Annotated in this window: 16 protein-coding genes; 4 read left to right on the top strand and 12 right to left on the bottom strand. The window is 66.9% G+C overall.

From position 1 onward, the window contains the following. Positions 1 to 35 precede the first annotated feature (35 nt). From ACVN9Z_RS16410 to ACVN9Z_RS16385, 6 genes are all read right to left on the bottom strand, one after another. Positions 36 to 908, bottom strand: coding sequence for an MOSC domain-containing protein (locus ACVN9Z_RS16410; RefSeq protein WP_049053498.1), 873 nt, complete (start codon positions 906 to 908; stop codon positions 36 to 38). Between the two features lie 219 nt (positions 909 to 1,127). Further along, on the bottom strand, positions 1,128 to 2,054 hold the full coding sequence (thpD, locus tag ACVN9Z_RS16405) for an ectoine hydroxylase (RefSeq protein ID WP_006387830.1): 927 nt from the start codon (positions 2,052 to 2,054) through the stop codon (positions 1,128 to 1,130). Positions 2,055 to 2,069: 15 nt separating this feature from the next. Beyond that, positions 2,070 to 2,474, bottom strand: coding sequence for an ectoine synthase (locus ACVN9Z_RS16400; protein ID WP_006387829.1), 405 nt, complete (start codon positions 2,472 to 2,474; stop codon positions 2,070 to 2,072). Beyond that, the gene (gene ectB / locus ACVN9Z_RS16395; protein WP_026383468.1) at positions 2,471 to 3,778 is read right to left on the bottom strand and encodes a diaminobutyrate--2-oxoglutarate transaminase; all 1,308 of its coding nucleotides are present in this window, start codon (positions 3,776 to 3,778) and stop codon (positions 2,471 to 2,473) included. Before ectB ends, ACVN9Z_RS16400 begins: the two co-directional genes overlap by 4 nt. 120 nt (positions 3,779 to 3,898) lie before the next feature. Further along, positions 3,899 to 4,459: a diaminobutyrate acetyltransferase gene (gene ectA / locus ACVN9Z_RS16390; RefSeq protein WP_006387827.1), complete on the bottom strand. Its 561-nt coding sequence runs from the start codon at positions 4,457 to 4,459 to the stop codon at positions 3,899 to 3,901. After that, the gene (locus tag ACVN9Z_RS16385) at positions 4,456 to 5,004 is read right to left on the bottom strand and encodes a MarR family winged helix-turn-helix transcriptional regulator (protein ID WP_006387826.1); all 549 of its coding nucleotides are present in this window, start codon (positions 5,002 to 5,004) and stop codon (positions 4,456 to 4,458) included. The genes ectA and ACVN9Z_RS16385 overlap by 4 nt, the downstream gene beginning before the upstream one ends. A 249-nt stretch (positions 5,005 to 5,253) precedes the next feature. Between ACVN9Z_RS16385 and ACVN9Z_RS16380 the strand changes: the two genes are divergently transcribed. Together ACVN9Z_RS16380 and ACVN9Z_RS16375 are read left to right on the top strand one after the other, a co-directional pair. Continuing rightward, entirely contained in the window at positions 5,254 to 6,201 is a 948-nt protein-coding gene (locus ACVN9Z_RS16380) for a MurR/RpiR family transcriptional regulator (RefSeq protein WP_458212403.1), read from the top strand. A gap of 79 nt (positions 6,202 to 6,280) precedes the next feature. Next, positions 6,281 to 7,639 (top strand): aspartate aminotransferase family protein, encoded by a 1,359-nt coding sequence (locus ACVN9Z_RS16375; RefSeq protein ID WP_458212402.1) that lies wholly within the window; start codon positions 6,281 to 6,283, stop codon positions 7,637 to 7,639. A gap of 7 nt (positions 7,640 to 7,646) precedes the next feature. Here the strand turns inward: ACVN9Z_RS16375 and ACVN9Z_RS16370 are convergent, their stop codons facing one another. The 5 genes from ACVN9Z_RS16370 to parE form a co-directional block, all read right to left on the bottom strand. Next, the gene (locus ACVN9Z_RS16370) at positions 7,647 to 8,858 is read right to left on the bottom strand and encodes a DUF418 domain-containing protein (protein WP_458213515.1); all 1,212 of its coding nucleotides are present in this window, start codon (positions 8,856 to 8,858) and stop codon (positions 7,647 to 7,649) included. Positions 8,859 to 8,914: 56 nt separating this feature from the next. Beyond that, the gene (locus ACVN9Z_RS16365; RefSeq protein ID WP_006387821.1) at positions 8,915 to 9,538 is read right to left on the bottom strand and encodes a TetR/AcrR family transcriptional regulator; all 624 of its coding nucleotides are present in this window, start codon (positions 9,536 to 9,538) and stop codon (positions 8,915 to 8,917) included. 135 nt (positions 9,539 to 9,673) lie between these two features. Then, the gene (parC, locus tag ACVN9Z_RS16360; RefSeq protein WP_458212401.1) at positions 9,674 to 11,995 is read right to left on the bottom strand and encodes a DNA topoisomerase IV subunit A; all 2,322 of its coding nucleotides are present in this window, start codon (positions 11,993 to 11,995) and stop codon (positions 9,674 to 9,676) included. Positions 11,996 to 12,030: 35 nt separating this feature from the next. Then, positions 12,031 to 12,642, bottom strand: a complete 612-nt coding sequence (locus tag ACVN9Z_RS16355; RefSeq protein WP_020926907.1) for a YcxB family protein — start codon at positions 12,640 to 12,642, stop codon at positions 12,031 to 12,033. Next, positions 12,642 to 14,603, bottom strand: a complete 1,962-nt coding sequence (gene parE / locus ACVN9Z_RS16350; protein WP_054449221.1) for a DNA topoisomerase IV subunit B — start codon at positions 14,601 to 14,603, stop codon at positions 12,642 to 12,644. The genes ACVN9Z_RS16355 and parE overlap by 1 nt, the downstream gene beginning before the upstream one ends. A gap of 329 nt (positions 14,604 to 14,932) precedes the next feature. Between parE and trxA the strand changes: the two genes are divergently transcribed. Then, a complete protein-coding gene (trxA, locus tag ACVN9Z_RS16345) occupies positions 14,933 to 15,259 on the top strand; it encodes a thioredoxin TrxA (RefSeq protein WP_006387817.1) in 327 nt (108 codons plus the stop codon). 117 nt (positions 15,260 to 15,376) lie between these two features. Continuing rightward, complete coding sequence (gene rho / locus ACVN9Z_RS16340) at positions 15,377 to 16,636, top strand: transcription termination factor Rho (protein WP_006387816.1); 1,260 nt, start codon at positions 15,377 to 15,379, stop codon at positions 16,634 to 16,636. A 122-nt stretch (positions 16,637 to 16,758) separates the two neighbouring features. Here rho and ACVN9Z_RS16335 read toward each other — a convergent pair whose 3' ends face one another. Then, positions 16,759 to 20,397 (bottom strand): YhdP family protein, encoded by a 3,639-nt coding sequence (locus tag ACVN9Z_RS16335; protein WP_049053491.1) that lies wholly within the window; start codon positions 20,395 to 20,397, stop codon positions 16,759 to 16,761. Positions 20,398 to 20,405: the final 8 nt, after the last annotated feature.

Below are 20,405 nucleotides of genomic sequence, written 5' to 3'. Positions count from 1 at the left end.
ACCGCCGCCCCGGCCGCGCGCCGGGGCGCGGCGGGCTAGAAATCCAGTTCGATGTCGACCGCGTCGCCCACCTTCAGGCGGGCGCCGGCCGGCGCATCGACGATGGCGTTCTGGCCAAACACCACCCCGATCTCCAGGTTGCGGTAGCCCGCCAGCGTGCGGCCCGGCTCGTCGTGCTGCACGGCGGTGCGCTGATCGATGTCGGGAATCGAGCAGCGCGTGCACGGCTTGACGAACGCCATGCTGACCGCGCCCGTGGTGATCATGGCGGTATGGTCTTCCTCGAAGGCCTGCCACTCGCCCTGCACCACGATATTGGGCCGGAACCGGTCCATCGGCACCGGCGCCACGCCCTTGGCCCGCAGGCGCGCGTTCAGGTCATCGAGCGATGCCTGGTTCGCCACCAGCAGGGGGAAGCCGTCGGCAAAGCCGAAGAAGTGATCTCCCCCGAACGTCTGCGCCAGATCTGGATGGCTTTCGGCCCACTTGTCCACCCATTCCGGCTTGGCGGGCCGCGTCGCGCCGGCGTCGACCTTGTACAGGCGGCAAGGCGTCTTGAGGAAATCCGAACACCACTGCGCCGCGGCCTCGCTTTCGCGGCGCGCGTCGAGCGTGTCCTTCCAGACGCCCACGCTTTCGACGCCGGGTTGCAGCGCCGAGCCGTCCAGCGGCACGTCCAGGTCCGGCATGCCGGGCGCCGAAAGCCGCAAGGCATCGGCCGTGAGCGCCGTGCGGATCAGGGCCATGGCCGCCCACTGGCGCTGCGTCATGAAATGGCCGTCCGCCCCCACCAGCATCCAGCGACGGTCGTGGGCCAACCCGGCGCGGTCCACCGGCGACTCGGACAGGTCGATACCGGCACAGGATTTGACGGGGTAGATATGCAGGCTGAGGATGCGGGCGGACATGATGCGACTTCCGGCAGGGAAAGACGGCAGAGCATAGCGGAACGACGAAAAAAAGCCCAGGCCGAAAGGCCTGGGCTGCGGCGCATGCAAGCGGCGCGGGCGTTCTTTCCCTCACGGGAAAGCGCGCAGCGGGAACGGCATGGGTCGCCCCCGCGCGCGGCCGGTCAGGCCACGCCCCGACCAGCGCCGGCAAGCATCCGCCGCGGACAAGGTGCCGCGCTAGCTGCCGACCAGCTTCAACGTGTCGAGCGGCGTGACCGCCTTGAACGCCTTGCGGGTGGCGATGTGCTCGGGACGCGGGGTCAGGCCGTACTTGGGCGGCTCCAGCGTGTTTTCCATGCTGTTGTAGACCATGAACACGTTGGCGCGCGGCCACGGCGAGATGTTGCTGTTGGAGCCGTGCATGGTGTTGCAATCGAAGAACACCACCGACCCCGCCTTGGCCGTCATCGTGCGGATGCCGCCCTGCTCGACCAGCAATTGCAGGCTGACCGGATCCGGCACGCCGTACTCCTGCTTCTTGAGCGACTGCTTGTAGTGGTCGTTGGGCGTTTCGCCGACGCACGAGATGAACTGCCGATGCGAGCCCGGCACCAGCATCAGCGGGCCGTTGCAGTCATTGTTCTCGGTCAGCAGCACCGAGCAGCTGAGCGCGCGCATCGACGGCATGCCGTCTTCCACGTGCCAGGTCTCGAAGTCGGAGTGCCAGTAGAACTCCTTGCCCTTGAAGCCGGGCTTCATGTTGGCGCGGGACTGGTGGATGTAGACCTCGGACCCCAGGATCTGGCGCGCCACGTTGACCAGCCGCGGATCGCGCACCAGGCGCGCCAGCACGGGGTTCAGCACGTGCACCATGAAAATGGAGCGCACGGCGTTGCTGCCGGGCTCGGTGATCGACTCCTCGCGGCGCACGATCGACGGGTCGCGCGTCATGCGCTCGACCTCGGCCGACAACGCCCGCACTTCGGCTTCGGAGAACAGGTTCTCCAGCAGCAGGAAACCATCGCGCTCGTAGCTGCCGATCTGCTCGCCGCTCAGGGCGTCGGCGTACTTGCCTTCTCCATAGACCACCGGATCCTGGCGGGAAATGATGGCGGAACTTCGATCCGTACGGGAGGCGTACGGATCCTGCGCAGGTGAGATCATGCGAACCTCCTTGTATCAGGCCGCTTGGGCTTCGGCTTCAGGCAGGGCGTAGACGCCCTCTTTGTCATGCACTTCCTGGCCGGTCAGCGGCGGGTTGAAGACGCAGATGACGCGCAGCGGCTCCTTGCCGCCGCACAGCCAATGCTCGTCGTGCTCGTTCAGCGCGTAGACCACGCCCGGGCCGAGTTCATACTTCTTGCCGTCGGCAATCGTCTCGATGGAGCCGTCGCCCTCGATGCACCACACCGCCTCCAGGTGATTCTTGTAGTGGATGTGGGTGCGACCGCCCGGGAAGATGGTGGTCTCGTGGAAGGAAAAGCCCATGCCGTCCTTCTTGAGCAGCACGCGGCGGCTGACCCAGGTATCGGTGCGGACTTCGTCGGCGGTGCCGATCACATCTTTGACATTGCGTACGATCATTGACGTTTTCCTCCAAATTTCAGGATGCGGGCGGACTGCCCCTCTTCGGCCAGCGCGTCGGCCACGCTGGCCTCGATCACTTCCAGGCCCTTGGACAGCAGTTCTTCCTCGATGGTCAGGGCCGGCAGCAGCTTGAGCACTTCGTCATGCGCACCCGAGGTCTCGATGACCACGCCGCGCTTGAAGGCGTTGGCGGCGATGCGGTTGGACAGCGCCGGGGTGGCGTTGCTCACCAGGCCCTGGATCAGCCCGCGGCCCCGCACCGACAGGCCGGCGTTGGGATAGCTGTGCACCAGGTTCTCCAGCCAGTCGCGCACCAGGCGCTCCTTGCGCTGGATCTCGGCGGTGAACGCGGTGTTGGCCCAGTAGGTCTCCAGCGCCTGGGTGGCGGTGACGAACGCCAGGTTATTGCCGCGGAAAGTGCCGCTGTGGGCGCCGGGTTTCCAGACGTCCAGCTCGGGCTTCATCAGCACCAACGACATCGGCAGGCCGAAGCCCGACAGCGACTTGGACAGCGTGATGATGTCCGGGCGGATGCCGGCGGCCTCGAAGCTGAAGAAGGTGCCGGTGCGGCCGCAGCCGACCTGGATGTCGTCCACGATCAGCAGCATGTCGTGGCGCTTGCAGAGCTTGTCCAGTTCCTTGAGCCAGCGCAGCGTGGCAACGTTGACGCCGCCCTCGCCCTGCACCGTCTCGACGATGACGGCGGCGGGCTTGTCCATGCCGCTGCTGGGATCTTCCAGCATGCGCTCCAGGTAGGCCATGGTGTCCACGTCCGGGCCGAAGTAGCCGTCATAGGGCATGAAGGTGGTGTTGGCCAGCGGGTAGCCGGAGGCGTCGCGGAACTTCATGTTGGCGGTCACCGCCAGCGAGCCGCCGCTGACGCCGTGAAAACCGTGCGTGAAGGAAATCACATTGGGACGCCCCTTCACCTGGCGCGCGATCTTGAGCGCCGCCTCGACCGCATTGGTGCCGGTGGGGCCGGTGAACTGCAGGGTGTATTGCCAGTTGCGCGGCTTGAGCAGCACGCGGTCGACCGCCTCGAGGAAGCTTTTCTTGGCGCTGGTGGCCATGTCCAGGCCATGCACCACGCCATCGGCCTGCACGTATTCGAGCAGTTTTTCCTTAAGGATCGGATTGTTGTGGCCGTAGTTCAAGGTGCCGGCGCCACTGAAGAAGTCGATGTACTCGCTGCCGTCCTCATCGACCAGCGTCGAACCCCTGGCCTGGCTGAAGATCACGGGAAACGACCGGATATAGCCTCGTACTTCCGACTCCATCCGGTCAAAGATTTTCAAGTCCATGTGATTAATCCTCCCTTTCATCTCATAAGTTGACAGACGGCCAGATCCCTTCCGCATGCGCGCCGGGCGCATCCGGATGCGTCAAAGCCATCCCGGTTTTCGACAGAACCGCGTTGCCGCCTAGGGGGCGGGCAGAGTGAACGGGCCTATCCTCAACAACATCTCGTCGTCATGGTCCGCGCCGCCGAAAAGCTGCCGATCGAAGAACGGCTGCTCGGAGACGTGGGCGCCCAGCTCGCTGGCCAGGCCGGCGAACGTGCGGCGCGAGGCCTGGTTGTCAGGCGCCACCGTGGTTTCAAGATGACGAACATGCACGAGCCCCTCGCGTTGCAAGAGCGCCCGGAGCATGGCGCGGCCTAACCGTTGGCCGCGTGCGCGGGTGTGCACGGCGACCTGCCAGACGAACAACACGTCGGGCCTGTCGGCAAGCACGTAAGCGGAGATAAATCCATCGATGCGTCCACCGGCGCTTTCGGCCAGGACGCAGGTGCCGCGGTTGTGCTCGCACAGGAGCAGGTACGCGTACAGGGAATTGAGGTCGAGTGGCGGGCACTCGGAAATGAGCTGGTGGATCGCGGCGCCGTCCTTGCGGCGGGGCTCACGCAACAGATGCGTTTTGCTGCCCGCCGCCGGCGCCACGGCACTTGAGGTCGTAGGGTCGTTCAGTTCGTTTGCTCTCATACAACCAATCCTGATTCGGGAGGCGCGCCACCCGTGGGCACCTCGAGGATGGGCGACGAGACGTCGCCCTGGGTTTCCGTCGCCACCCCGCTCTCTTCTTCCATGAGCGCGACGATGCGCTCGAGCGACAGGGTGATGGTGGCCTGCTCCAGCTCCGGCAACGCGTTGAGCGCGTCGGCCAGGTGCTTCTGCAGCGGCGACGGCGCCTGCTGCGCGACTTCGCGGCCGGCATCGGTGGCCGTCACGAAGACGATGCGGCGATCTTCGCGGCCGCGCTCGCGGCGGATCAGGCCCTTGTCTTCCAGGCGGTCGAGAATGCCGACGACCGTGCTGGGGCTGACGTGGATCTCGCGGCTGATCGCCGTGGCCGTCAGCGGCCCGTTCGCAATGACCGTGCGCAGGCACATCAGCTGCGGCGCGGTAATGTGGCTCACCGCGGACAGCTGGCGCGAATGCAACGCAATGGATCGCGTGATCCGGCGCAGCGCCCGCAGGATGCGCAGGTCGTATTGCTGCGCGGGGTCGGTTACGGTCTGTTTATTCATGACTGAATTAGTTCAGCTAAATTGATTTCTATACGAATGATATGGGTGACCCATCCCCGTGTCAAACCGGATTGACCCTCATTTTGTAATCATTTCCGCGCAATCCGCCGTCAAGTCGCCGGGGGCGCTCCAGGGAAACGCCGGCGTTACGATTTGCCAGAATTGTTCTACATTCCGCAAATAAAACATCTGTTTTTCTTTTTGCCGAGACGGATGTAGCATTTGTTTTATTGCTCCTTCCCTGCTGCCATGATCGCGCCTCTGCAAGACCATCTGCGCCACCTCAGCGCCACGCTGCCCGCCGAGCTGCAGCGCGCCGCCCAATGGGTGCTGGCCAACCCGGCCGAAGTGGGGCTTTGGTCGATGCGCCGGCAGGCGCAGGCGGTGGGCGTGTCGCCCGCCACCATGCTGCGGCTGGCGCGCGCCGCGGGCCACGACAGCTATGAGGCCTTCCGCGCCCCGTTCCAGCGCGCGCTGGCCGGTGCCGCCGAGGGTGGGCTGCGCGAGCGCGCGGCGCGCCTGCAAGCCTCGCACGCCCGGCAGTCCGGCGGCCGCGGGCAGGACGCGCTGACGCAATGGCAGACAGCAGCCCTGGCCTCGATCCGGCAGGTCAACGACGACGCCGCTTTGGACGCCGCCGTCGATGCCCTGCTGCGGGCCCGCCAGGTCGGCTTCCTGGGCACGCGCTCCGCTTTCGGCATCGCCTTCCAGATGCGCTATGCCTACCACCTGCTGCGCCGCAACGGCATCCTGATCGATGGCCTGGGCGGCGCGTCGGCCGAAGATGCCGACAGCCTGCAGGCGGGCGATGCGCTGGTAGTGGTGTCGCAAGCCCCCTATCCCGGCGCCACCGTGCGCCTGACGGCCCAGATCGCCGCCCGCGGTGTCACCGTGCTGGCGCTGACCGACAGCCTCGCCAGCCCGGTGGCCCGGGCCGCTCGCCATGTATTGCATTTTGCCCGCCCCGCCGAGGCCGGCGCGGACGCATCGGCGCCGCGCGGCCCCGCCTCGTTCTTCCACAGCACCGCGGGCCTGCTGGGCCTGGCCGAACACCTGATCGCGCGGCTCGCGGCCCGTGGCGGCGACGAGGTGCTGCAACGACTGACCGAGATCGAAACACGATTGCGGGACGAAGGCGCCTATTGGCAGGAGCCGCCGCCGCGGCGCGGCCGCGACCGCGCTCCGGCCCCTGATTGAACGCGCCCGCGCCCCGCGCTCACGCCAGCCCCGACATTTCACGCCCCTTGCCAACGTTCCCGCCCCGGAGTTCCTCGCCATGACCAGCACCCGAGTCCTTCATCGTTCCCTGCGCAGCACGCCCCCGGTCGCGGTCCGTGGCCAGGGCGTGTGGCTCTATGACCAGCAGGGCCGCGCCTACCTGGATGGATCCGGCGGCGCGGCGGTCTCGTGCCTGGGCCACAACCATCCCGACGTGCAGGCCGCGATGCATGCGCAGATCGACGCGCTGGCCTACGCCCACACCAGTTTCTTCACCACCGAGGTGGCCGAAAGGCTGGCGGCGGCGCTGGTCGCGGACGCGCCCGCCGGCACCTCGCACGCCTACTTCGTCTCTGGCGGCTCGGAAGCCATCGAGGCCGCGCTGAAGATGGCGCGCCAGTACTACGTCGAGATCGGCCAGCCGCAGCGCCGCCATATCGTCGCGCGGCGCCAGAGCTATCACGGCAACACGCTGGGCGCGCTGGCGGTCGGCGGCAACGCCTGGCGCCGGGCGCAGTTCGCGCCATTGCTGATCGACGTGGCCCACGTTGCGCCCTGCTACGCCTATCGCGACCGCCACGACGGCGAAACCGACGACCAGTACGCCGAACGCCTGGTGCAGGAATTGGAGCAGACCTTTCAGCGCCTCGGCCCCGACAGCGTGATGGCCTTCGTCGCCGAGCCGGTGGTGGGCGCGACCTCGGGCGCGGTGACCGCGGTGCCGGGCTACTTCCGCCGCATCCGCGAAGTCTGCGATCGCCATGGCGTGCTCTTGATCGCCGACGAGGTGATGTGCGGCATGGGCCGCACCGGTACGCTCTACGCAGTCGAGCAGGAAGGCATCACGCCCGACCTGATCATCATCGCCAAGGGCCTGGGCGGCGGCTACCAGCCGATTGGCGCGGTCATGGCGCAAGAGCGCATCGTGCAGGCGATGCAGCAAGGCAGCGGCTTCTTCCAGCACGGCCACACCTACCTGGGCCACGCCACCGCGTGCGCGGCCTCGCTGGCGGTACAGGAGGTGATCAAGCGCGACCATCTGCTGGCGCGCGTGCGCACCCAGGGCGACGGCTTGCGCCAGCGCTTGCAGCAAGCCCTGGGCGAGCACCCGCACGTCGGCGACATCCGCGGCCGCGGCCTGTTCATGGGCGTGGAGCTGGTGCGCGACCGCGCCAGCAAGGCGACCTTCGATCCAGCGCTGTCGCTGCATGCGCGCATCAAGCGCGAAGCCATGGCGCGCGGCCTGATGGTCTATCCGATGGGCGGCACCATCGACGGCCGCCACGGCGACCACGTGCTGCTGGCCCCGCCCTTCATCATCTCCGACGACGAACTGGACCAACTGACCGAGCGCCTGGCGGGCGCCATCGACGCCGCCATCGCTGGCGGCGGCGCCATCGCTGGCGGCGGCGCCTGACCCCGCGCTAGCTTCCCTGTTCCGCCGCCACGCGGCGCCAGGCGGGCCAGGCGCCGATGGTCAGCGCGCGCAGCAACCATTCGACCGGGCCGTAGGCATGGCGGCGCAGCCACCATGCCGACAGCGGCAACTGCGCCACGAAGATGGCCACCGCGATCAGCACCCCCGCCCCGGGCGAAACACTGCCCGACAGCCGCAGCCCCCACGCCTTGAAGATCAAGGCGCAAAGCAACGATTGCATCAGGTAATTGGTCAGCGCCATGCGGCCCGCCGGCGCCAGGCAGCGCGCCAGCCAGGCTCCCGGCCGCGTGCGCATCGCCAGCAGGAAGGCGGCGGCGTATGACATGCTCAGCAACGGCGCGGTGAACAGATCCACCGCCAGGCCCGGCGTCTCCCACAGAGCGCTCATCGCAGGCAGCGCGCTGGTCGCATAGGCGGCGGATCCCGCCAGTCCGGGCAAGGCCCCCAGCGCGCACAGCAGCCACAGCACGCGCGGCTGTCGCCATGGATCGGCCAGCGCCTGCCGGCGCCCCAGGGCATATCCGACCAGGAACATCGCGAAAACGAAGGGGCCCTGCACCAGCAGGATGACACCCCAGATACTGGAGGTCAGTTCGTACCAGTGTCGCGCGATAGTGGTGCCGATGGTGCCGCGGTAGGCCGCCAGCGCCGCCTGCGCGTCGGCCACGTACGCGGCGGCGCCAGAACGGCTCAAGGCTTCGGTGCCGGCGGGGTCCAGCAGACTAAGGCCGGCCAATAGCGCCCAGGCCAGCGACACCAGCCCGATCAGCCACAACGCCAGGCGCAAGGCGCGGCCCGGCGCCATGCCGCGAACGGCCATCAGGGCGAGCCCCAGCAGCGCGTAGGTCAACAGGATGTCGCCCTGGTAGAACAGCACGGCGTGCGCCAGGCCCAACGCCGCCAGCCCTGCCAGGCGGCGCAGGAAACGCGGCGCGAAGGCCGCGCCGCCGCGCTCGGCGGCGGCCATCTGCAAGGTGAAGCTATAGCCGAACAGGAACGAGAACAGCAGGTAGAACTTGGTCTCGAACAGCCACGCCACCAGCCACCGCACGGCCAGGTCCGCCCGGCTCGAAAACGCCGGATCGGCGATGCCATTGGCATAGAACGGCGAAGCGAATACGCCGATGTTGACGACCAGGATGCCGAGCAAGGCGAAGCCGCGCAATGCGTCGACCTGCGCCAGCCGCGGCAGCGCCATCGCGACGCCGTTTGCGCCGCCGGTGGCGTCATTGGCGATGCTGCCGTGGGCGGCGCTCATGGCCGCTCTCCCGCCGCGCCGGGCGCCGGCGGCAGGCACCCCTGCAACGCCGCATCAAGCAAGCGGCCGCCCGCCGCCGCGTCGAATTGCGGATCGACCACGGACCGGCTGTAGATCCCATCCAACAGCAGCAACAGCATGTCGGCCATTTCCGCCACGGGCCGCGGCATGGCGGTTTGCGGCAGGTTGCGCCACACGGCCGCCAGCAGCGCCGAAAGCGACGCCTTGCGTTCGTTCTCGTTGGCCATGACCAGCGCGTGCACCCGAGGATTGCGCACCGCCTCCGCCAGGATCTCCATGCCCAGGCGGGCAAAGCCCGGATCACGGTACTGCGCCAGGTTCTCGTCGATCCAGCCGATCAAGGCGGCACGTGCATCGGCCGCCGGAGGATCCGCCTGCCGGCGTTCGCGCAATGTGTCGGTATCCGAGGCGATCAGCGCCTCGATGATCTCGGCCTTGCTGGCGTAGTAGTGGAACAGGTTGCCGGGACTCATCCCGGCGCGTGCGCAGATCTGCGCGGTCGAGGTGGCGTGGAAACCATTTTCGGCGAAGCACTCGGCGGCCGCGGCCAGTATCTGGCGGCGCCGCTCCAGTTGCCGGGCGGGATCGATCTTGCGCATGCGGCTGACGGAGGATTAATTAATAGACTGATTGATCTATCTATTAAATATCACGCCACGGGCGACGGTCAAGCCAAGGGATGAAAAAACGGCGGACCCGAGGGTCCGCCGTTGATGGCCGCGCCCGCCGGCAGGTCAGCCCAGCACCGGCGACAGCAGCGGCTGCTTGGGCCGCACGTCCAGCGCCCGCCCCTTGCGGGCGCGCTTGCCGACGTACACGGCCAGCGCCGCGCCCGCCAGGATGTCCTCGGTGTGCTTGTTGCGGTAGATGCCCGCCGCGCGCAGGCCGAGCGCGCCGATCGGCACGGTCTGGTCCAGCTTGTCGGCGCCGTCCAGCCCCATCAGGATGGTGCCGCGCCCACCGCCGGACAGCGACTTGACTTCGTCCAGCCCGAACACCAGGAACTTGCCCTTCTGCGACAGCAGCGCCAGCTGCGTGGCGCCCTCGAACAGCGGCACCGGACGCAGCAGTTCGTCGCCCGCCTCCAGCGTGATGAACTGCTTGCCCGCGCGCTGGCGGCTGGTCATGTCCGACAGCTTGGCGGCAAAGCCATAGCCGCCGCGCGTGGCCAGCAGCCAGCGGCTGTCGGCCGCCGTCGCGATGGTGTGGACGATGCGGGTGCCGCTTTCCAGGTCGATCATGGTGGTGACCGGCTGGCCATCGCCGCGCGCCGAAGGCAGCCCGGCCACCGGCACCGAGTAGACACGGCCGTTGTCGCCCATGGCGATCAGCGTGTCGGTGGTGCGGCATTCAAAGGCGCCATAGAGATCGTCGCCCTGCTTGAAGCCGAACTGCGAGGCATCGTGGCCGTGGCCCTGGCGGGCGCGCAGCCAGCCCTTCTGCGACACGATCACGGTGACCGGTTCGTCCAGCACCTTGGTTTCGAGCACGGCGCGCTCGGCGGTCTCGATCAGGGTGCGGCGGTCGTCGCCATATTGCTTGGCGTCGGCCTCGATTTCCTTGATGAGCAAGCGCTTGAGGGTGTTGGGATTGTCCAGCAGTTCCTGCAGCGCGACCTGCTCCTTGCGCTTGTCCTCGAGCTCCTGCTCGATCTTGAAGCCTTCCAGGCGCGCCAGCTGGCGCAGGCGCATTTCCAGGATGTCCTCGGCCTGCCGGTCGGACAGGTTGAAGCGCTCCATCAATGCCGCCCGCGGCTCGTCCGACTCGCGGATGGTCTGGATCACTTCGTCCACGTTCAGGTAGACCACCATGCGGCCTTCCAGCACGTGGATGCGGTCGATGACCTTGTCCAGACGGAAGCGGGTGCGGCGCAGCACGGTGTGGGTGCGGAACGCCAGCCATTCGGTCAGGATGTCGCGCAGGCCCTTCTGGCGCGGACGGCCGTCGGTGCCAATGCAGACCAGGTTGACCGAGGCGCTGCTTTCCATGCTGGTCTGCGCCAGCAGGGTGTTGACGAACTCGTCGCGGTCGACGCGCGAGGTCTTGGGTTCGAACACCAGGCGCACGGCGGCGTCCTTGCCGGATTCGTCGCGCACCGCGTCCAGCAGGCTCAGCATCACGGCCTTGGCCTGCGTCTGCTCGGGCGTCAGGCTCTTCTTGCCGCTCTTGACCTTGGGATTGGTGATTTCCTCGATTTCTTCGAGCACCTTCTGGCACGAGGTGCCGGGCGGCAGCTCGGTGACCACCAACTGCCACTGGCCGCGCGCCATCTCCTCGAACTGCCAGCGCGCCCGCACCTTGAGCGAGCCGCGCCCGCCGGCGTAGATCTGGGCGATGTCGGCGGCCGGCGTGATGATCTGGCCGCCGCCAGCGAAGTCCGGGCCGGGGATCATGCCGAACAGCTCGGCGTCCGGCAGTTGCGGCTGCTTGATCAGCGCCACGCAGGCCTGCGCCACTTCGCGCAGGTTGTGCGGCGGGATTTCGGTGGCCATGCCGACCGCGATGCCGGAAGCGCCGTTCAGCAACATCACCGGCAGGCGCGCCGGCAGCATCTGCGGCTCTTGCTGGCTGCCGTCGTAGTTGGGCACGAAATCGACCGTGCCCTCGTCCAGTTCGTCCAGCAGCAGCTTGGCGATCGGCGTCAGGCGCGCTTCCGTGTAGCGCATCGCCGCGGCGTTGTCGCCGTCGCGCGAACCGAAGTTGCCCTGGCCGTCGATCAGCGGATAGCGCAGGGAGAAGTCCTGCGCCATGCGCACCATGGCGTCATAGGCCGCCTGGTCGCCGTGCGGGTGGTATTTGCCCAGCACGTCGCCGACGACGCGCGCGGACTTGACCGGCTTGGCGCCGGCCGCAAGGCCCATGGCCTGCATGGCGAACAGGATACGGCGCTGCACGGGCTTCTGCCCGTCGCCGACGTCGGGCAGGGCCCGGCCCCGCACCACGGACACTGCATAGTCCAGATAGGCCTGTTCGGCATAGCGCGCCAGGGTGATGGCGGCGTCGCCGCCCTCGTCGGGCGCGGCGTCGAACAAACCTTGTTGATTGCTGTCGGTCATGATGGTTTCAGGTAGACAAATTCATTGAAACGGCGTCATTGGGAACGCGCGGCGCCCAGCAGCTGGGAGTCGGCCACGTGCTCGCGCAATTGGGCCCGCACCGCGTCCAGCGTGGCGGCGTCCTGCCCGCGCTTGGGAATGATCACGCCCTGCAGCGTCCCCAGGATGACATACAGATGCTGCGGCGTTTCCTCGACCCGCCGCACGTCGACCCAGTCGATGCGCCCCGAGGCGTCGGCGATGCTGTCCTCGATGCCGTCGGCGCCGAAGACCAGCTGGTGACGTCCCAGGAACATCCCGTCCGGCCGCTTGGCCAGCATGCGGCGCGTGTTCATGCGCACCAGTCCCGGCAGCACGAACTCGTAGGCCAGCGCCAGCAGCGCCAGGATGCCCAGGCCGACCGCCAGCCCCTCGAAGTACACCGGCAGCAGCAGGCCCCAGTTCGGGCCATGCCCGTCCCAGGTCTGCCAGACCAGGTAGCCCAGCAGGACCACCACCATCAACACCGCGAAACGCAGGTGCGACAGGTAGCGGCGGCGGCGCAATTCGGGCCGCTTGTACACATAGGCCGCGAATTCGGCGTAGTCGTCGGCGGTCAGGTCGACCGCCATGGCGGCGGACGGCGGCGGGGACGAGGGCAACGACATCAGATGTCCAGCTCCGCCAGGTTGCCCTTCTCTTCGATCCAGGCGCGGCGCTGCGAGGACTCGCCCTTGCCCATCAGCATGTCGAACATGCGGGTGGTGTCTTCGGGGGTCTGGTCGCCATAGCCCACCGGCAGCAGCCGGCGCGTGTCCGGATTCATGGTGGTTTCCCACAGCTGCTCGGGATTCATTTCGCCCAGGCCCTTGAAGCGGCTGACCGCCCAGCTGCTTTCACGCGAGCCTTCCTTGCGCAGCTTGTCCTGCGCGGCTTCCAGCTCGCCTTCGTCCAGGCAGTAGATCTTGCGCGCGGGGCGCTTGCCCTGCGCCGGCACGTCCAGGCGGAACAGGGGCGGCTTGGCGACGTAGACGTGGCCGGCCTCGACCAGCTTGGGAAAGTGCTTGTAGAACAGCGTCAGCAGCAGCACCTGGATGTGCGAACCGTCGACGTCGGCATCGGACAGGATGCAGATGCGGCCGTAGCGCAGCCCCGACAAGTCGGGCGAGTCGCCCGGGCCGTGCGGGTCGACGCCGATGGCGACCGAAATGTCGTGGATTTCGTTGTTGGCGAACAGGCGGTCGCGGTCGACTTCCCAGGAATTGAGCACTTTGCCGCGCAGCGGCAGGATGGCCTGGAATTCCTTGTCGCGGCCCATCTTGGCCGAGCCGCCGGCCGAATCGCCCTCGACCAGGAAAACCTCGGTGCGGGTGGCATCGCTGGATTCGCAGTCGGTCAGCTTGCCGGGCAGCACCGCCACGCCGGAACTCTTGCGCTTTTCGACCTTCTGCGCCGAACGCTGGCGCGCCTGCGCCTGGCGGATGGCGAGTTCGGCCAGCTTCTTGCCGTATTCGACATTGCTGTGCAGCCACAGGTCGAGCGCGCTCTTGGCGAACCCGCCCACCAGGCGCACGGCGTCGCGGCTGTTCAGGCGTTCCTTGATCTGGCCCTGGAATTGCGGGTCCAGCACCTTGGCAGACAGCACGAAACTGGCGCGCGCGAACACGTCCTCGGGCAGCAGCTTGACGCCCTTGGGCAGCAGGCTGTGCAGCTCGGCAAAGCCCTTGACCGCGCCGAACAGGCCTTCGCGCAGGCCCGACTCGTGGGTGCCGCCGGCCGGCGTCGGGATCAGGTTGACGTACGACTCGCGCACCGCGTTGCCGTCCTCGGTCCAGGCCACCACCCATTGGGCGCCCTCGCCTTCGGCGAAGGTTTCGTGGTCGGCGCCGGCGTATTGCTGGCCTTCGAAGAACGGCACCATCAGCTCGGCGCCCGCCAGCGCCTCGGACAGGTAGCCGCGCAGGCCGTCCTGGTACTGCCAGGTCTTGGTGTCGCCGGTCTTTTCGTTGACCAACGAGACCTTCACGCCCGGCAGCAGCACGGCCTTGCTGCGCAGCAGGTGGGTCAGTTCGCCCAGCGGGATATTGGGGCTGTCGAAATATTTGGCGTCGGGCCAGACCCGCACGCGGGTGCCGGATTTCTTGCGGCCGCCTTGGTCGTAGGGCGCCAGCGGTTCGGCGACGTCGCCGCCCTTGAACACCAGCCGGTTGACGGCGCCATCGCGCCACACCACCACTTCGAGGCGGGTGGCCAGGGCGTTGGTGACGGACACGCCGACACCGTGCAGGCCGCCGGAAAAGGCGTAGGCGCCGCCGCCGGCCTTGTCGAACTTGCCGCCCGCGTGCAGCCGGGTGAAGACCAGCTCGACCACGGGGGCGTTTTCCTCGGGGTGCAGGCCGACGGGAATGCCGCGGCCGTCGTCCTCGACGGAGACGCTGCCATCGATGTGCAGCGTGACCAGGATCTGCTTGCCGTGGCCGGCCAGGGCCTCGTCCGCGGCGTTGTCTATGACTTCCTGCACGATGTGCAGGGGGTTTTCGGTGCGGGTGTACATGCCCGGGCGCTGCCGCACGGGCTCCAGCCCTTTCAGGACGCGGATGGACGCCTCGTTGTAACGTGGAGTGGCCAAGTTATCCCCAACATCTGTGGAAAAAAACCGACATTTTACGGATAAGCCCAGATTCTGCGCGGCTCCGGGTGGGATGCGCACGACCTGACCAGCTCCGAATTCGGTAGGATGACGATAGAGACACAGCCAGCGGATCCGGGTTCAATGCGCCGGATCGCGATAACTGCGCCGCGATATCCTACACAAAAGCGGCGAATACTGTTGTTATAAACAGTGGTATGCCTGTTGTTATTGACAGTGGTATGCTTTAATCCATTCCACAAACAAGAACAACGGCAAGGCGCGTCCCTTTTTACGCGCCTTTTGCTGCCGAACCGAGAAACACCATCATGAGCGACCAAATCAAGAACGTCAGTGACGCCAGCTTCGATGCCGATGTGTTGAAATCCGGCCAGCCGGTGCTGGTGGACTACTGGGCTGCCTGGTGTGGCCCCTGCAAGATGATCGCCCCGATCCTGGAAGAAGTCGCCACCGAATACGCCGGTCGCCTGACGATCGCCAAGCTCAACGTGGACGAGAACCAGGGCACCGCCGCCAAGTACGGTATCCGTGGCATCCCCACCCTCATGCTCTTTAAAGACGGCCAGGCTGCCGCCACCAAGGTTGGCGCGCTGTCGAAGTCGCAACTTACGGCATTCCTGGACGGCGCGTTGTAAACTGCGTGCTGTGAACGAACGCGCCGCCCTGGGGGCGGCGCGCATTCAATACCGCGCGAGCCCGTCCGTGGCGCGCCGCCAGAACCCTCCTTTACTTTTCCCCCAACACTCACCGCGATGCACCTCAACGAACTGAAGGCGCTGCATGTCTCGCAGCTGCTGGAAATGGCCGCTGGCCTGGAAATCGAGAACGCCAACCGCCTGCGCAAGCAGGAGCTGATGTTCGCCATCATGAAACGGCGCGCCAAGCAGGGCGAGCAGATCTTTGGCGACGGCGTGCTGGAAGTCCTGCCCGATGGCTTTGGTTTCCTGCGCTCGCCCGAGACCTCGTATCTGGCCAGCACGGACGATATCTACATCTCGCCGTCCCAGATCCGCCGCTTCAACCTGCACACCGGCGACTCGATCGAAGGCGAAGTGCGCACGCCCAAGGATGGCGAACGCTACTTCGCGCTGGTCAAGGTGGACAAGGTCAACGGCGTGGCGCCCGAGGCGATCAAGCATCGCATCATGTTCGAGAACCTGACGCCGCTGCATCCGAACCAGCCGCTGCGCCTGGAACGCGACATCAAGAGCGAGGAAAACCTCACCGGCCGCATCCTCGACGTCTTCGCCCCCATCGGCAAGGGCCAGCGCGGCCTGATCGTCGCCAGCCCCAAGTCCGGCAAGACGGTGATGATGCAGCACATCGCGCACGCCATCACCACCAACTACCCCGACGCGGTCATGATCGTCCTGCTGGTGGACGAGCGCCCCGAGGAAGTGACCGAAATGCAGCGCACCGTGCGCGGCGAAGTGGTCGCCTCGACCTTCGATGAGCCCGCCACCCGCCACGTGCAGGTCGCCGAAATGGTCATCGAAAAGGCCAAGCGCCTGGTCGAAATGAAGAAGGACGTGGTGATCCTGCTGGACTCGATCACCCGCCTGGCCCGCGCCTACAACACCGTGGTGCCGGCTTCCGGCAAGGTGCTGACCGGCGGTGTCGACGCCAACGCCCTGCAACGTCCCAAGCGCTTCTTCGGCGCCGCGCGCAACCTCGAGGAAGGCGGCTCGCTGACCATCCTGGGCACCGCGCTGATCGAGACCGGCAGCCGCATGGACGAAGTCATCTACGAAGAATTCAAGGGCACCGGCAACTCCGAAGTGCACCTGGAGCGTCGCCTGGCGGAAAAGCGCGTCTACCCGTCCATCAACCTGAACAAGTCGGGCACCCGCCGCGAAGAACTGCTGATCGCGCCGGACCTGCTGCAGAAGGTCTGGGTGCTGCGCAAGTTCATCCACGACATGGACGAAGTCCAGTCCATGGAATTCATCCTGGACAAGATGCGCGCCACCAAGACCAACGCCGAATTCTTCGACATGATGAAGAAGAAGTAAGCCGTCGCCGCCCGCATGCCGGGCGCACGCATCGATTTGGCGAGGATTGCCCCACGGCGGTCCTCGCCAAATGTTTTTTGGGAGTCTGTATCGCCATGCCAGCGATCGCTGGGGCAGCCGGATCAGTGCTCGATGAACTCTTCCAGGCTGCGCGGCTTGGGCGTCTGCTTGGGCGCCGGCTTGCCCGAGGCGTCGATCGGGTCGATCTTGGGATCGTCCCAGCTGCCGGTCACGGCGTATTCCATGGTCATGGCGCGGGCCAGCGGCTGCTTGAGCACCCATTGGGTCACGAAGGCGCCCAGGCCGATCAGCGGATTGACCGCCAACGCCGTCACCATGGCTGCGCCACTGGCGTCGAGATTGGGGATCACGACCGCTTTCAGATCCCAACGCTCCTGCACGATGTTGACGCCCCCCGCCAGCACGATGGCCGCGACCGGGCCATTGATCTTGTAGCCCTCGGTATTCAGCGAACCATCGGCCAGCTTGATCTGGCCGCGCACGGTATCGAAAGGAAAGCCGTCGCGCAGCAGGTTGGTCGGATTCACGTCAAGCCGGGCCAGGCGCTGCAGCGACTGCAGCGACAGCAGCTCGAGCAGGCGCGCCGTACGCGAATTCACGTGCATGAAGCGGCCCTTGTCCAGGCTGATCTCGGCGTCGCCCACCAGGTCGGCGATGTCATGGGTCCATGGCAGGTTGCGCCAGGTCGCCTTGCCCTTGATGCTGCCGGTCCCGCCGGACACGACCCGGTCAAAGCCGATACGATCCATGAAGCTGCCGACGTTCTCGAACTTGGCGGTGGCGTCCACCGTCAAGCCACGCTCCGGACCTTCGAGGCGCCAGGCACCGGTCGCATTCAAGGCCGCGGCGTCATTGGTGATCGACAGTTTATCCAGGCGCCACTGGCGACCACGCTCCAGATTCGTGCCCAGCACCTGCAATTCGCCCAGGTTCTTGCCATAGAGGCGGAATTCCTTGGCCTGCAGGTCGATGGCGGGAATGTCCGACAGGTCGTTGCCGGAGGAAAGCGCCTTGTCGGCCTCGTTGGTGTCGTCGGCGCCGCCCAGCGCAAGATACTTGAAACGGGCGGTGATCTGGCCGGCGATCGCGCCGGACGCTTCGCGCCATGACAGCGAACCGGCTGCCTGGCGCGACTGAATGTCCACGCGCCATTGGGCCGGCGCCGGACGGGTGGCGTACAGGGTCAGGTCGTTCAGCGTGTAGCCGCTGGCGCGCAGCAGGCCCGCGCTCAGGCTGACGCGCTCGGCAACCGGCAGCAGCGGCCGGGCCGCCGCGCGCCCCTTGGCTGGCGGCGGGTTGAAGCCGTTGGACACGGCTTCCCAGGCGTCCATGTCCAGTTCCGGCAGGCTGGCGTTCAGGCTCAAGCCGCGTTCGGGCAGGCTGGCGGGACGCTCGATCCCGAGCGCGCCGCGGGTGAAGTATGACGGCGAGGCATCGGCCGGATCACGTTCGAACAGCGCATTGAGATTGTCGCCCAGGCTGGCGGTGAGCCAGCGCCTGCCCTTGGCTCCCGGATCCTGCGCGGCCCCCCATTGCAACTTCAGGGGCCGGGCCAGCGACGCCGGCTTGCCCACGGGCGCCGGCATATCGATCGCCAGGCCGGTCAGGTCGGACTCCACCGACAACTCGACCGAACCGCCGCGCTGGTAGCCGATCCGGCCCTTGTAGGCGGTCTTCCCGGTAAAACGGCCCATCGACGGCGTATTGCTGATCTGCGTCAGCCCGGATCCCGCCAGCACGCCCTCGAAACGCAAGGCATCGGTCGGTTGCGCCAGGCTGCCGCTGAGCTTGACCGGTCCGCCCAGGAACTGGGCGCGGATCTCCTTGGTGCGCACGCCCTTCTCCGAAAAATCCAGGTCGCCATGCATCTGACTGAGCAAGGGCATTTCCGGCATGAAGGTGAAGGTGTTGTCGGCGAACTGGATCTTGCCTTCCACCTGCGTGTCGTCGGTGTTCATCAACGGCACTTTCAACTTGAGCGGCATGCGCCAGGTGCCGGTGCCGCGCGCCTCGTCCAGCGCGCCATCCAGCAACTGGCCCAGCGGCGAGCTTTCCGAAAGCGCCAGGTAGGCCGGCACCGGACCGCTGGTTTCACCATTGACGGTCAATTGCGCATTGTGTTCCATGTCGGGAATGGAGGCGGTCACCGCGCCCAGCGTCACGGTCTGGCCTGGGCCGGTATGCGCCAGCGCGCCGCCCGGACTGTCGAGCACCAGCCCAACCTTGTCGATGCGGAAGCTGCCCGACAGGTTCTCCAGCATCGGCCAGCCCTTGCGGTGAGGGCGCGCCGGCGCGTAGTCGACCTTGGCGCCGGAATAGGCGCCGGCGATGACGAACTCGCCGCTCGATCCGGCCGCCCCGAAGGGAAATTCGTCCAGGTCGCCCTTGAGCACAATCGACGCCGACTCCATCTGGCCGGCCGGCAATCCGGTCGCGAGCCATTCGCGCGCGTCCGCGTTCACCTCCAGCGGCAGATAACGATGGATCGCGTTCATGGCGCCGCGCACCAGCGTGCCACGCATGTCGACGCTACCCGCCGCGCTCTTGCCTTCCCTGCGCCACTGCCCCTGCAGGCGCACATCCAGATCGTCATTGGCGATCCGCAGTTGGGCCACGTCGATGAACCAGTCGTGTTCGCTGGTTCCCTTGATGCGGGCGTCCAGCGCCACCTCGTCGGCTCCCAGCTCGGGTTGTTCGAATATGCCCGGCAGCGCCACGCGCAATTGCTCGGCATGGCCAATGACCGACAGGTTGGCCGCGCCGGAACTGCGGGCCAGCGGCACCCGCTCGCCGTCGATGAAATCGCCCGGCACGCCCTCGATGCGGACTTGCGCATAGCCGGCGCGCACCGCGGTCGCACCAGGCGCCGCCGACCAGTCCACCCCGCGCGTGGCCACGTCGGCCGTGAGCGTGGTGAACTTGCCATGATCGAGCTGCAGCCAGGCGCGGGTGCTGATGCGTCCCTTGATCGGCGGGGGCGACAGCCAGGGCGCCCAGGCCAGGGGTTCGGCGTCATCCAGCGCGGCGTAGAGCTGCCCGCTCCAGTTGGCCGGGCTGGCGGCATTGGCCGAGAACAGGCTGCGATTGAATTCTCCGCGCAGGTCCACTTTGCGCGCCAACACCGGATCGCCGTCGGCGCGCAGCACGAAGCGATGCGACAAGCTGCCATTGCGCACCAGCAGATCGACATTGTTCAGCACCAGATCCGGCGCCTGGCGCAATTCGTCCTGCCAGCGGATCCGGGCGCCACGGATCTGCACCTCGCGCTGCCCGGTCAGCCAGCGCAGCGCCGGATGATTCAGGTCCGACTGGTGATCGCTGGCATTCAGGTCGATGCCCTGCCCCGCCACCCACAGGCGGTTGGCGGCGTCGCGGCGCAAGGTGAGGTCCGGCCGCTCCACCCGCAGGCGCAGCAACGTGGGCGACAGGGTGAACAGGCTGCGCCAGGCCAGCACCGCCGACACCGAAGGCAGGCTCAGGACCGGCTCCGGCACGTCGTCATAGACTTGCACCGAGCTGAGTTCGAGCTTGGGGTTCAGGCCTTGCCAATCCGCCCGGATGGCCCCGATCGCGACGCGTGCGCCCAGCGCCTGGCTGGCGTAGGCTTCGATCTGGGGGCGCCATTGGTCCACGCGCGGCAAGACCCAATAGCGCACGCCCAGGAGCCCGATGGCCACGACGCCGTACACGGTCAGCGCCACCCAGAACAGGCAGCAGAACACTTTCTTTGAAACAGACACGGATCGGT

The organism is Achromobacter sp. KK8, from assembly GCF_054188005.1.
The sequence above is the reverse complement of the archived record's forward strand: the minus strand, read 5'-3'. Positions and strand labels throughout refer to the sequence as shown.

Coding starts and splice junctions, on each gene's coding strand:
- ACVN9Z_RS16410 (WP_049053498.1), bottom strand. CDS start 908: ATGTCCGCCCGCATCCTCAGCCTGCATATCTACCCCGTCAAATCCTGT.
- thpD (WP_006387830.1), bottom strand. CDS start 2,054: ATGATCTCACCTGCGCAGGATCCGTACGCCTCCCGTACGGATCGAAGT.
- ACVN9Z_RS16400 (WP_006387829.1), bottom strand. CDS start 2,474: ATGATCGTACGCAATGTCAAAGATGTGATCGGCACCGCCGACGAAGTC.
- ectB (WP_026383468.1), bottom strand. CDS start 3,778: ATGGACTTGAAAATCTTTGACCGGATGGAGTCGGAAGTACGAGGCTAT.
- ectA (WP_006387827.1), bottom strand. CDS start 4,459: ATGAGAGCAAACGAACTGAACGACCCTACGACCTCAAGTGCCGTGGCG.
- ACVN9Z_RS16385 (WP_006387826.1), bottom strand. CDS start 5,004: ATGAATAAACAGACCGTAACCGACCCCGCGCAGCAATACGACCTGCGC.
- ACVN9Z_RS16380 (WP_458212403.1), top strand. CDS start 5,254: ATGATCGCGCCTCTGCAAGACCATCTGCGCCACCTCAGCGCCACGCTG.
- ACVN9Z_RS16375 (WP_458212402.1), top strand. CDS start 6,281: ATGACCAGCACCCGAGTCCTTCATCGTTCCCTGCGCAGCACGCCCCCG.
- ACVN9Z_RS16370 (WP_458213515.1), bottom strand. CDS start 8,858: ATGGCGCTGCCGCGGCTGGCGCAGGTCGACGCATTGCGCGGCTTCGCC.
- ACVN9Z_RS16365 (WP_006387821.1), bottom strand. CDS start 9,538: ATGCGCAAGATCGATCCCGCCCGGCAACTGGAGCGGCGCCGCCAGATA.
- parC (WP_458212401.1), bottom strand. CDS start 11,995: ATGACCGACAGCAATCAACAAGGTTTGTTCGACGCCGCGCCCGACGAG.
- ACVN9Z_RS16355 (WP_020926907.1), bottom strand. CDS start 12,642: ATGTCGTTGCCCTCGTCCCCGCCGCCGTCCGCCGCCATGGCGGTCGAC.
- trxA (WP_006387817.1), top strand. CDS start 14,933: ATGAGCGACCAAATCAAGAACGTCAGTGACGCCAGCTTCGATGCCGAT.
- rho (WP_006387816.1), top strand. CDS start 15,377: ATGCACCTCAACGAACTGAAGGCGCTGCATGTCTCGCAGCTGCTGGAA.